The organism is Leptospira paudalimensis (assembly GCF_026151345.1).
Classification (GTDB): domain Bacteria; phylum Spirochaetota; class Leptospiria; order Leptospirales; family Leptospiraceae; genus Leptospira_A; species Leptospira_A paudalimensis.
Window position 1 is genome coordinate 923,937 of sequence record NZ_JAMQPR010000001.1, and the last position, 12,411, is coordinate 936,347.

Genomic DNA, 12,411 nt, shown 5'->3' on the forward strand with positions numbered 1-12,411 from the left:
CCACATGTCCAATACAATGGTATGTGGCCACAAGTTTATTTTAATTGGTTAAAGAACTCATCTCCCACTGGTGAAGTGGAAGTTTACCCAGAATTATCTGACTCCTATGAAACAAATTTACCGAATGTATTTGTGATTGGAGATCTAACGGGTGTTCCACTTTTGAAAATGGCTACAGAAAGTGGTGTACAAGTTTGGAATCACATTCCAAATTTTAAAAATGATCGTTATGATGTTGTGATCATTGGTTCAGGTCCTTCAGGTGTTTCTTGTGCTTTAGAAGCAAAACGTTTGGGAAAAAAGTATATCGTTTTAGAATCTAATTTACCTTTCCAAACCATCCAGAGTTACCCCAATGGAAAACCAATCTTTGCAGAACCAAGTGATTATGTTGGAAGTTCTGCTATCAAAATTGTTGATACAACCAAAGAAGGTCTTTTAAAAGATTTAAACCAATTTTTAAAACAAAATCCAATCCAAATTGAAACAAACCAAAGAGTCATACACATCCATAAAGACCAAATAGGTTATACTTTGGATACAGAATCTGGCTCTCAATACCAAACGAATGCTATTGTGATAGCAATGGGAAAATCTGGTGACCCAAAAAAATTAGGAATTAAAGGAGAAATGGGATCTAATGTTTTATACCGTTTGATTGATCCGAAAGACACCAAGGACCAATCAGTGGTCATTGTAGGTGGAGGTGATACGGCATTAGAATCGGCCATTCTGTGTTCTGAGTATGCAAAAGAGATTACACTCATACATAGAGGGAATGAATTTAATAAAGCAAAATCTGAAAATGTAAAAAAGATCCTAACACTTTCATCACAAGGGAAAATTAAAATCCTATATAACGCAACACTAACAGAAATTACCGAAACAAATGTTTTTGTGAAAGGAAAAGAATCAGCTCTTAAAATCAAATCAGATTTAGTTTATATTTTAATTGGTAATTTGCCACCACTTCATTTTTTTCAGAAAATTGGTGTTAAGTTACAAAACCAAAAGAATTTTTTAGATTGGTTGGGATTTTCGAGCCTTCTAGGATTTGCATTTACTGCTTATTTTGGAAAGGCCTCTTTTTATGGTCCATTTTGGTTTTCCGCAGTGGCATCCACATTCGCCGTTTATTCTATCTTGAGTTTGATTTTATATGCTACTATTTCAATTACCAAAAACAAACAAAAGTTTGATGGATGGAAAATTTTTAAAGTTACTTATTTCCTTTTTGCTTTTTTGTATTTTTTGTCAGTTTATTTTTTGGCAACCTACCAACAGTTCCAACTGTTTGGCAAATATCCTTCTTTCCATTATACATTCTTATATTCGCTCACAATTCTGATTTTTGGAATCAGGAGGATGGTTGTTCGAAAAACACAATATATAGTTTACCAAACACTGTCTTTAATAGGAATCCAGATCTTCTTTTTATTTTTATTACCTGAGTTGATATTACCAAAGTTAGGTGATATTGGCTACTTGGGTGGCCCAGAAGGATTTATCAGACGCGAAATTTTTCCTTCTGATGCGTATTGGAAGGCGTATGGATTTATTTTAGCATGGCCTCTCAGTATGGGTGTGTTGTATGACGGAGGGATTACAAATTTTTGGTTGGTTTATGGTTTATCTTTTAGTTTTGTTTTGATTCCATTATTAGTGTATCACTATGGGAAAGGTGTCTATTGTGGTTGGATTTGTTCCTGTGGTGGACTTGCTGAAACTCTAGGGGATGAATACAGGCAAAAAATGCCACATTCCAAAACGGCGTATCGATGGGAACATTCGGGCCAATACATTCTCTTCTTAGCTTTTTTGCTTACAGTTCTAAAACTCTTCAGTGTGTATGGGAAGTCCTTGTTTCCTATTCTATCATTAGGAGAAATGATTGCCGATTCTATCAAATTGTATTACGACATTTTTGTTGATATTGGTCTCGCTGGTGTAGTTGGTGTTGGATGTTATTTTTTATACTCAGGCCGAGTTTGGTGTAGGATGTTTTGTCCACTTGCATCACTTATGCATATTTATGCGAGATTTAGTAAGTTTCGCATTTTTTCAGAGAAAAAGAAATGTATATCATGTAATATCTGCACAAAAAATTGCCACCAAGGAATTGATGTGATGGGTTATGCGAGTCGTGGGATTCCTATGGACAGTGTACAATGTGTAAGATGTTCGGCATGTGTTTCTTTGTGTCCAACTGATGTATTGAGTTTTGGTAAACTAAATGGAAATCAAATCAGCTTTGATCTCTTAGATGCAAAAACTAGGAAATAAAACTATTGGAATCACTTCGAGATGAAATCCTTTATTTATTCCAGCAAGGGATAAAAGCAGCAAGTCCAAAGGAATTGTTCCAGGAATTTAGTAATGGAAACCTCGAATTGGTGGAGAAACTCTCTGACAAGTCAAAGAAACAATTCGTATTTTCCTTGGGTAAAGCGGCTTACACAATGGCTAAATCATTTTCTGATTTATTTCCGGTGAACAAAGGTTATGTCTTAACGAAATACAATCATTTACCATTGGGACTCCCTGAGATGGGAGAGGACAAAATTTGGACTTATCGAGAGGCTTCCCATCCCATACCCGACGAGAATTCAATTCGGTATGCTATCGAAGTTTTAGACCAATTAAAACAATTAGATAAGGATGATCGACTCGTGGTTTTGCTTTCTGGTGGAGGGTCTAGTTTATTCGAAATTCCTATTGATGGACTGACATTAGAAGAGCTTACAAACATACAGAATCTATTATTAAAGAGTGGGAAATCCATTCAGGAAATCAATTCAGAAAGAAAAAAGTATTCGAAAGTGAAAGGTGGAAAACTTCTAAAGGAACTAAACCAAAACTTGGAAGTGTATACTTTGGTCATTTCCGATGTAATTGGGGATGATCCAAATTCGATTGCTTCAGGACCTACCTATCCAAGTAAAAATTATTTTATATTAGGTAATCTCACTCGTTCCATCCAACGAATTTTAGAAGAAGGAATAAAATTAGGATATCAGACTAAATTGATTAGTGATACTTGGTCAGGTTCTTCAGAAGAGACATCCTTTCTCATTGAAAAAGAATTTATTTTAGCGTTGGACTCACCGATGAGTCAAATGATTGTGTTAGGTGGTGAAATGGTTTGTCCTGTATTGGGGGATGGTATAGGTGGACGAAACCAGGAAACGTCACTTCGAGTTTCGATATTGCTCAAGGAACATCCTACAGAACGGGATTGGATGTTTTTGTCTGGTGGAACGGATGGGACAGATGGTCCAACCGATGTTGCGGGTGGAATTGTTGGAAACGACTCCATTCATAAAATGGAGAAGAAAGGTTGGAATCCAAAAAAAGAATTACTCAATTCCAATTCTTATCCTATCCTCAAGGACATAGATGCCCAAGTATCCACTGGACCCACAGGTACTAATGTAAATGATATTTTGATTCTGTTAATTGGAAGTGCGAAATCCTAGTTTTCGATTTTGGCTATTCCAATAGAGTTGAAAAATTGGATTTTGCCAACGGCTTTTACCTATCTTTGCATCAATTAATTCATCATCTACTTTTTTCAGAATGTTAACATGGTCTTTTAAAAACTTCCATTGGATCTCTTCTTTTTTTTGCATGGAAAGAGGATCTTTTGTCATTGAATAAATGGAATCTTGTAGTCCAACCAGTGTTGGAACAAGAATGGATCTTACACCTTGGTAATCAAAATTTGATTTACGTGCTATAGATTCATGTAACCACCATAATGTGTCAGCATAGTTTCCATTTGAATCTAAGCTAGATGCATTGATGAAGTTTTTTGTTCCAAAAAAGAAAGGTTTAAATAAACTCAAACATGGAGTAGAAGTTCCAGTGTAAAAAATACGCAATGGGTCTTGGTTAGTTTCAGAGGTATCCCATTCAACAACCAAACTTCCGTTTGTCTGGTTAGGTGTTGTTGGACCTGTTGCATGTAAACAAAGTGACTTCATTGATGAAAAACATGGTTCAAATTCATTCGTATCGATGAGATGTGTTTTCAATGTTTCGATTGCTAGTTTTGAATTGTAAGTAGAATGAATGTTTTGAAACTGTTCTGCTGTTTTTTGGTGTAAATTTCTCCTTTCATGGCAATGGCTCATATAAGTGTAAAAAGAATCACTAAAATAAGCTTTAAAAGAAAAATCTTCTTTAGATTTATATTTTAATTTTTCGATTAAATTTGTAGAACAATACTCAAAATCTGTTTCGATTGTGAGTCCATTCGAAATTGCGTAATACGAATCAATTTTTTTTGCTACCCAATATCGATCTGCCGTTTCTAAGACATAACCATCAGTTCTGTCTGCAATGATGAAACTATTATGGTAGAAAAAAGACTTATTTTCATATCCACCACAGGCGTCCTGACCATAAGTTTCTAAAAGTTCTGTAATCAAAAATAAGGCATCTTTTGCTGTTTTTGATCTTTCTAAAGCCAAACGAATTAAATCCATTCCCGTTAAGCCGTTATTCTTTTTCTGAATTTTGAGATTTGTGAATACAGCTTCGTTTCCAATACAAACTCCAAATTCATTCACACCCATTTCGGCACCCCACATATGGAACGGTTTTGATAAAAAAACTTCATAAGTAACGGATGTTTGTGGTATTTCAATGAAGGTGGTTTTTAGGAGTGAATCTTTTGGATACTCCATTCGCGGCATATGGAGAATTGATTGGGCTTCATTTGGTTCCCTATCTGAGTTTTTCGCAAAGATCCTTTTTTGCGTTTTTGTAAATTTTTCAGTCGCAAGAGATGTATCGCACATTCTAGAATGTTAATCTGAAATATTAAAAATTCAAACCAAAATTCGAATCAAAATGCAATCAATACCAAAACAAATCTCCGAATACATCAACATGGGTCTCTCCCTAGACATGGTAAAAAAGAACCGTTCAGTCTATGGTGCAAACGAAATTAGTTCCTCCAAACGAATTGGTTTCCTTCGGATGTTGTTTGGAGTGGTGACAGAACCAATGATTCTGCTTCTCATTTCCATTAGTATCGTATATTTACTTTTGGGTGACCGAGGAGAAGCCTTGTTGTTGTTAGGTTCCGTGATCGGAATTATTTGTATCACATTTTACCAAGAAAAAAAGACAGAAACAGCAATTTCTGCCTTACGTTCATTAGCGAGTCCACGAACAAACGTTATTCGAGATGGTCAAATCATACGAATCGAAGGGAAAGATGTTGTGTATGGAGACTTACTGATTCTGAATGAAGGAGATCGGATTCCCGCTGATGCTGAATTGTTATCAGATCGATTGTTTTCATGTGATGAATCGTTATTAACGGGAGAATCGATCCCCGTGAATAAAGGAATGGGTCAATCGGTATATTGTGGAGCACTTGTTGTTTCAGGAGAAGGAGTTTGTAGGGTAAACGCAGTTGGTAATCATACTGAAATTGGTAAAATAGGAAGAAAGATAGCCGATGAAACAGTTGGAAAAACGCTTCTTGAACTTGAAGTAGCGAGGTTAGTTCGAAATTTATTTCTCGTTGCTGCTGGATTATGCATTTCACTTGCTATTTATTTTGGAATTGTAAAATCACTTTGGTTACAAGGATTATTGTCTGGTTTAACGCTTGCTATAGGGTTAATGCCAGAAGAATTGCCGTTAGTAATGACTATCTTTTTTGCTTTGGGTGCTTATCGGTTGAGTACTCAAAATGTATTGGTGAGAAGATCATCAATCATAGAAACTTTGGGTGCTGCAACGGTTTTATGTTCTGATAAAACAGGCACAATTACAAAGAATAAAATGAAAGTTGGAAAAATTACGACAAAAGACTCCGAAGATAATTTAGAGAAAGTAAATGAAGTATCCGATTTATCGAAATCCATTTTACAAATTGCATACTTTGCCTCAAAACATCCGAGTTTTGATCCTATGGATATTGCTATTACTGATTGTATGAATCTTTTTCATCAAAAAGGTGATTTATCATTATTGTCCATAAAAGATTTTCCATTAACACCAGAACAATTAACTATGATTCGGGTGTTAAAAGAAGAAAACGGATATTCATGTTATGCGAAAGGATCTCCTGAAGCAGTGTTCGAGTTATGCAATTTGGATTCGGAAAATTTGAAAAATTGGACGGAAAAAACAAATGAATTAGCAAAAGAAGGTTATCGTGTACTTGCTGTCGCAAAATCAAAAACACCTTTGAAAAATATTCCGGAAGAAAGAAACACAGCTCAGTATGAAATTTACGGATTACTTTCTTTTTTGGATCCAATTAGAGAAATTGTACCAAGTGCTGTAAAAACTGCTTATGAGTCTGGAATCCGTGTGATTATGATCACAGGAGATTATCCAGAAACTGCAAAGAATATTGCTAAACAAATTGGTTTAAAGAATTCAGATTTAGTATATACAGGAAAAGATTTTACCAATTTAGAGGAGCAGGAATTTAAAAAAGTATTAAAAGAATGTAATGTTTTTTCTAGAGTAAGTCCAGAAGATAAATGGAAATTGGTCAGGTATCTAAAGTCCGAAGGTGAAATCGTAGCGATGACAGGAGACGGAGTCAACGATGCTCCCGCATTAAGAACTGCAAACATTGGTGTTGCAATGGGAGAACGTGGAACGGATGTCGCAAGAGAGGCTGCCGATATTGTTTTGTTAGATGATTCCTTTTCCTCTATCTTAGAATCAGTTCGAATTGGTCGTCAAATTTTTGATAATCTAAAAAAAGCTCTTGGGTATTTAATCGGAGTGCACATCCCAATCGTTGGAATCACATTTTTACCAATCTTATTGAACTGGCCTATTGTAGTACTTTCTGCTATTCATATTGTATTTATGGAAATGGTAATCGATCCAACATGTACGATCGTTTTTGAAAAAGAGGATGCCGAATTTGATTTGATGAAACGGAAACCAAGAGTATCTTCGGAACCTCTATTGGATAGAGAACTGTTCGTTACTTCATTAATCCAGGGAGCCTTTTCCTTGATTTCAGTTGTTTCTACTTATTGGCTTACTCATATGTTTTTAAATCATGAATCGAACAACCAAGTGGTAAGCACGGCCTCATTTGTTACTTTAGTATTTTCGAATCTGTTTTTAATATTGGCGAATCGTTCTTTACATGAATCGATGTGGAGTCGGATGCGAATTCGAAACTCAATGATCAATATTGTATTTATTGGAACCATCGCAGTTTTACTTCTGTCGATCTATTTGCCTGGAATGAACAGTTTGTTTCGATTTGTTCCACTCAATTTTCTACAATTTTCTTCAGCGATACTGGTTGCTTTTATTGGAGTTTTGTTCTATGATATAACAAAAGTATCCGTATCAAAATGGTTTCGAAACGTTTAAGAAGGTATCTGAATTTTTATTTATGATTGAACTGATTTTTCCTAAAAAATATTCGGCGTTATGTTTAAAGTCTGCTTTTTTTGGTTTTTTTGCTCACACAGGTTTTGTAAGAGGTTTGCAAGAAATTGGATTTAAGCCAGCCATCGTCACTGGATCAAGTTCAGGTGCCATGATTGGTGCACTATATGCCACTGGAAGAGAGATGGTTGATTTTGAATCCGTTGTATTGGGTCTCAAAAAGAAAGATTTTTGGGAAGGTAATTCCTTAACCTTACTTGGTCGCCTCTTAAAAAAAGGATGGAACCAGTCAAGTGGAGTTTTAACAGGGAAATCAACTCGCAAAATCTTATATCCATACTTGGGAAATAAAAAATTTTCTGATCTGCCTATCAAATTGGGAATTGCTGTTTCTAACTTATCTAAGAACAAAAGAGAGTTAATCACTGAAGGGAATGTATTAGATGCGGTAATGGCATCCATTGCTTTTCCCTTCCTTTATGAAGTGCAAGAATTCCAAGGACAAGAGTTTTTAGATGGCGGTATTGGTGATGGCGAACCTATTAAAGAATTAATTTTAGATCCAAGCATTGATCGAATAGTCATCCATCAAGTTAATAATAATAGGCCAGTTAGTAAAAATATGATGAAGCGAGCGTTAGATGCTTCTGTGCAAATTATTGAAACCGAAACTGAGGATTTGAAAACACTTTTAGCAAAAGAGAAGGGTAAAAAATTAATCCGATTAGAAACAAATACTCCTTATTTATCTCCCAATGATTTTTCGAAAGGTAAGTTTGCTTTAGCAGAAGGGCGAGGTACTGCGTATAAACATAAAGCCGAGATTTTGGGTGATATGGAATTGCCCATATTTGGATTGTTTAATTAAAAATTTCTATTATGGATAGCCAAAGAAAAATAAAAGTCTTAGTTGTAGAAGATTCAGTTGCTTCTTACAAGGCTATTGTATCTGTTTTAGAAAATTTTGGATTCGTTGTCTCGCCTGAAAGGGTTGAATGGAAAATTGAATTTGAAAAGTCCATTTTAGATAAGTCCTGGGATATTGTGATCTCGGATTATTATTTACCAGATTTTGATGGCAAATATGTGATTCATCGCATCAAAGAATTAAATCCTGAATTACCAGTCATACTTGTTACAGAATTCATTCCCGAAGAAGCTGCATCTGAATATTTAAATTTAGGGGCAGCTGAATTCCTTCCAAAATCATCCATTATCAAACTTCCGTTTATCGTCAATCGAGAGTTAGAAGCGCTTAGGTTAAAACAATCTCAGAAAAAAGCTTGGGAGATGTTGGTACATGGTGAAGAAATTTTAACTAGATCACAAAAGATTTCTCATTTAGGACATTTTGAAGTTATATTTCCTGAAAATAATACCCTTTGGTCATTAGAATTGTATCGAATTTTGGGTTATGATTTTAATGAAATTCCTTTAATGGATAAAGTATGGGATTTATTAGATTTCGATGAAAGGAAAAAAATTGAATCAATTTGGCAAGAAGTTACCAGCGAAAATACTTCAAAAGAATTTTTATTGCATTTAAATACGAAACACGGTCGCAAAAAAGTAAATTTATGGTTGGAAGCTGAACGATTTGATGAGAATCGATTTCGTATTTTTGGAACCATTCATGATATATCTGATGTAACTGATTTAGAAAATTCTATCCAACTCAATGAACAATTATTCAAAGGGATTTTCAATAATTCATCACAAGCTATATTTTTATTAGATCTACAAGGTCACATTATACGTATGAATCGAAATTCAGTTTTATCCTTTGAACGGAATGAATCTGATGTTCAAGGATTGGAATTGATTAGTTCTATCTTCTCTGATTCGAATGAAGATTCTATCAAAAAATTAACTTATGGTATGAAGTTAGCTTTAAAGAATCAAACGTTTGAAGTATTTGTATCATATCGATTGAGAGACGGACGTGAAAAATACTTTGATTGTGATTTTTATCCACTAAATGATGCAAGTGGAAAAATAATATACATAGTATTAGAAGCCAAGGATATTACTGAGAAAATTGTATTAGAAAGGGCTTATGCGCAAGCGCAAAAATTGGAAGCTTTGGGTACGTTTGCAGGTGGAATTGCACACGACTTTAACAATTTATTAACACCTATGATGGCGTATATTTCCTATTTGAATGCGGATTGGTCGAAAGAATCATCAAATGAGATAATCGAAAGGTCACTGCCGGCAATCGAAGGAATATCCAAATCATTGGAACGTGCTAAAAATTTAATCCAACAAATATTAACTTATTCGAAAATCGAACATGTTACTTCTAAACAATTAGATTTGCGAGACCAACTGTTGCAAGTGTTAAACGAAGTTAAATTTGTTTCGGCTAACAAAGTGACTCTATTTACTGATTTAGGAAACGAATCTGCATTTATTGAAGCAGATCCAATTCAAATTTTTCAAATTTTATCTAATTTATATGAAAACTCGTTATTTGCATTGCAAGATTCACAAAATCCTAAAATCACTATATCACTAACAAAAGTTTCATATGAGAAATCAGAACTGTTTCATGTTGGCTTTTTAAAAAACACAGAATATTGGAAATTGAGTTTTATTGATAATGGAAGCGGAATACCTAAAGAAATATTGGAGAAAATATTTGATCCATTTTTCAGCACAAAAGGTGGGAAAGGAACTGGACTTGGTCTTTCCATCATTTATGGAATTTTAGCCAAAATGGGAGGAACTATATTAGTTGATTCCAAAGTAGGGGTAGGTACACAATTTGATTTGTACTTTCCAGCTTGGAAAGCTATGGTTTAAACTATTGACAAAATAGTTCATTCGAATATGAAAATAGATTCAAATGACTTTTTTGATCCAAAAAAAATTTGAACGATTTTATCTTGGTTTCCTATGGATCATTTTATCATTTTTGATTCTCTCCTCCATCTTCTTTTTTTATCATATTTATGATAATCGTATCAAGACAGACCACATTGAAAAAAGGAAAAATTGGGATCTAAGGTTCAATGATTATGCTTCTGCTTTAAAAGATGCGGAAACGGGAATGAGAGGTTATTTGCTCTCTAAGGATCCTATATTTTTAAGTCCTTACCACAATGCGTTATTGCTTCTACCATCGCTAGAACAATATTTACTCGAATTTTGTGATGCCGTAGATATAAAAGATTTGCAAATACTTTTTAATATAAGTCATGGGAAAATAGAACACCTCCAAGGTTACTTAATTGGATTTCCTGCAAGAATGCCTACAAATCAAAGTTTGGTGGTCGGAAATCGAAAAATGACTGACTTTAGAGTGCTTCATGATCAGATTTTAAAACGAAAAAAACAAAGAGACGAATTGGAATTCTCCAATCGTAAGGTAACGGATGATCGTCTTTTGGTTGTTTCTGCTGGTTTATTTTCTCTACTTTCTTTTTTAATCATTTGGATGATCTTTATCATCAGAAGGAGTCTTCAGTCAATTGTTGAAAAGGAAATGATTGAAGATCGATTTTCAGAGATCGAAGATTTATATCAAAATTCACCAGTTGGATTTCATAGTTTAGATCCAGACGGATACTTTTTAAAAGTAAATCGTACTGAATGTGAATGGTTTGGTTACAGCGAAGACGAATTAGTTGGTAAAAAAAAATGGTCTGATCTTTTAGCCGAAGATAGTAAAGTAATCTTTACTTCAAATTTCCCACAATTTAAAAAACAGGGTTTTATCAATAACTTAATCTTTGAAATTATCAAAAAAGATGGTAGTTCGATCTTTGTTAATTTATCTTCGACGGCAATCCATTCTTCTGCTGGGAAGATGATCAGAAGCCGTTCTGTGATACTAGATGTGACAAAAACAGTTGTTTACGAGAGGGAATTAATCAATGCCAAAATAAAAGCTGAGGAAGCAAATCGTGCTAAATCAGATTTTTTATCGAATATGAGTCATGAATTAAGGACTCCATTAAATGCCGTTATTGGAATTTCGTTATGGTTACTTGAAGAAAATCCGAAACCAGAACAATTTGAAAATTTAAAGAATTTAAAATTCACTAGTGAATCATTGTTAGCACTCATTAACGATATACTAGACTTCAATAAAATTGAAGAACGTTTGGTGATCATCGAAAAAATTGATTTTAATTTTAGAGAATTTTTGAAACCAATCACAACTTCATTCTCAATGCGTGCGAGAGAAAAACTTTTAACATTCGAAGAACAAATCGATCCATCTTTACCAGAATTCATTCATTCAGATCCTACGAGATTATTGCAAATTTTGAATAATCTACTATCAAATGCTTTGAAATTTACGATTAAGGGTTCTGTAAGTTTAAGAGTTAAAGTGATTTCTCAAAATTCCACAACTGTCGAGATACAATTTGAAGTAGAAGATACAGGTATAGGAATTGAATCAAACAAATTTGATTCTGTTTTTGAGAAGTTTACCCAAGCAAACCAAGATACAACTCGCAAATATGGTGGTTCTGGACTCGGTTTAGCAATTTCTAAAGCATTAGTTGAGTTGATGGATGGAAAATTATATCTATCATCCGAACTTGGTAAAGGATCAAAGTTTACATTTTCTATTCCTTGTAAAGTCGGAAAATCAAATGAATTGATCTCATTTGCTTCGGCGAAGAACAATGATTTATTAAACGGAAAAATTGTATTAGTCGCAGATGATATACAAATCAATCGTTCTATTGTGATTCGGTTTCTGAATCGTTGGGGGATACAAACCATTGAAGCATCAAATGGAGTAGAGGTTTTAAAAATAGTTTCGAACCAACCAATTGATTTAATTTTAATGGATTTACATATGCCAGAAATGGATGGTTATAGCGCGACGACGGAAATCAGGAAAGATTCACGTTGGAAAAAACTTCCGATTATCGCATTAACTGCATCTGCGCAACTCGAAACAAAAGAACAAATCAAAGCAGTTGGTATGAATGACTTCATATCCAAACCGTTTAATCCAAATGATCTATTAAACCAACTTCACTTTTGGCTTGGAACATAGGATTT

At 34.3% G+C, this 12,411-nt stretch carries 7 protein-coding genes; 6 read left to right on the forward strand and 1 reads right to left on the reverse strand.

What is annotated here, in order from left to right:
* Positions 1-21: 21 nt before the first annotated feature.
* Both ND855_RS04240 and ND855_RS04245 read left to right on the forward strand, forming a co-directional pair.
* Positions 22-2,283 (forward strand): NAD(P)-binding domain-containing protein, encoded by a 2,262-nt coding sequence (locus ND855_RS04240; protein ID WP_265357328.1) that lies wholly within the window; start codon positions 22-24, stop codon positions 2,281-2,283.
* A 5-nt stretch (positions 2,284-2,288) separates the two neighbouring features.
* Positions 2,289-3,476: a glycerate kinase type-2 family protein gene (locus ND855_RS04245; RefSeq protein WP_265357329.1), complete on the forward strand. Its 1,188-nt coding sequence runs from the start codon at positions 2,289-2,291 to the stop codon at positions 3,474-3,476.
* On the opposite strand, the gene ND855_RS04250 is transcribed toward ND855_RS04245, so the two are convergent.
* Positions 3,453-4,802, reverse strand: coding sequence for a C69 family dipeptidase (locus ND855_RS04250; protein WP_265357330.1), 1,350 nt, complete (start codon positions 4,800-4,802; stop codon positions 3,453-3,455). The genes ND855_RS04245 and ND855_RS04250 overlap by 24 nt on opposite strands.
* A gap of 52 nt (positions 4,803-4,854) precedes the next feature.
* Here ND855_RS04250 and ND855_RS04255 point away from each other — a divergent pair, with 52 nt between their 5' ends.
* The 4 genes from ND855_RS04255 to ND855_RS04270 are packed head-to-tail and all read left to right on the forward strand — an operon-like array spanning position 4,855 to position 12,406.
* Positions 4,855-7,368 (forward strand): cation-translocating P-type ATPase, encoded by a 2,514-nt coding sequence (locus ND855_RS04255; RefSeq protein WP_265357331.1) that lies wholly within the window; start codon positions 4,855-4,857, stop codon positions 7,366-7,368.
* Between the two features lie 22 nt (positions 7,369-7,390).
* A complete protein-coding gene (locus ND855_RS04260; protein WP_265357332.1) occupies positions 7,391-8,254 on the forward strand; it encodes a patatin-like phospholipase family protein in 864 nt (287 codons plus the stop codon).
* A gap of 11 nt (positions 8,255-8,265) precedes the next feature.
* The gene (locus tag ND855_RS04265) at positions 8,266-10,191 is read left to right on the forward strand and encodes a hybrid sensor histidine kinase/response regulator (RefSeq protein ID WP_265357333.1); all 1,926 of its coding nucleotides are present in this window, start codon (positions 8,266-8,268) and stop codon (positions 10,189-10,191) included.
* A gap of 43 nt (positions 10,192-10,234) precedes the next feature.
* Positions 10,235-12,406, forward strand: a complete 2,172-nt coding sequence (locus ND855_RS04270) for a response regulator (RefSeq protein ID WP_265357334.1) — start codon at positions 10,235-10,237, stop codon at positions 12,404-12,406.
* Positions 12,407-12,411: the final 5 nt, after the last annotated feature.

Excerpts from the sequence above, each read along its gene's own strand:
- ND855_RS04250 (WP_265357330.1), bottom strand. The coding sequence starts at position 4,802 with ATGTGCGATACATCTCTTGCGACTGAAAAATTTACAAAAACGCAAAAA.
- ND855_RS04265 (WP_265357333.1), top strand. The coding sequence starts at position 8,266 with ATGGATAGCCAAAGAAAAATAAAAGTCTTAGTTGTAGAAGATTCAGTT.
- ND855_RS04260 (WP_265357332.1), top strand. The coding sequence starts at position 7,391 with ATGATTGAACTGATTTTTCCTAAAAAATATTCGGCGTTATGTTTAAAG.
- ND855_RS04255 (WP_265357331.1), top strand. The coding sequence starts at position 4,855 with ATGCAATCAATACCAAAACAAATCTCCGAATACATCAACATGGGTCTC.
- ND855_RS04270 (WP_265357334.1), top strand. The coding sequence starts at position 10,235 with ATGACTTTTTTGATCCAAAAAAAATTTGAACGATTTTATCTTGGTTTC.
- ND855_RS04240 (WP_265357328.1), top strand. The coding sequence starts at position 22 with ATGTGGCCACAAGTTTATTTTAATTGGTTAAAGAACTCATCTCCCACT.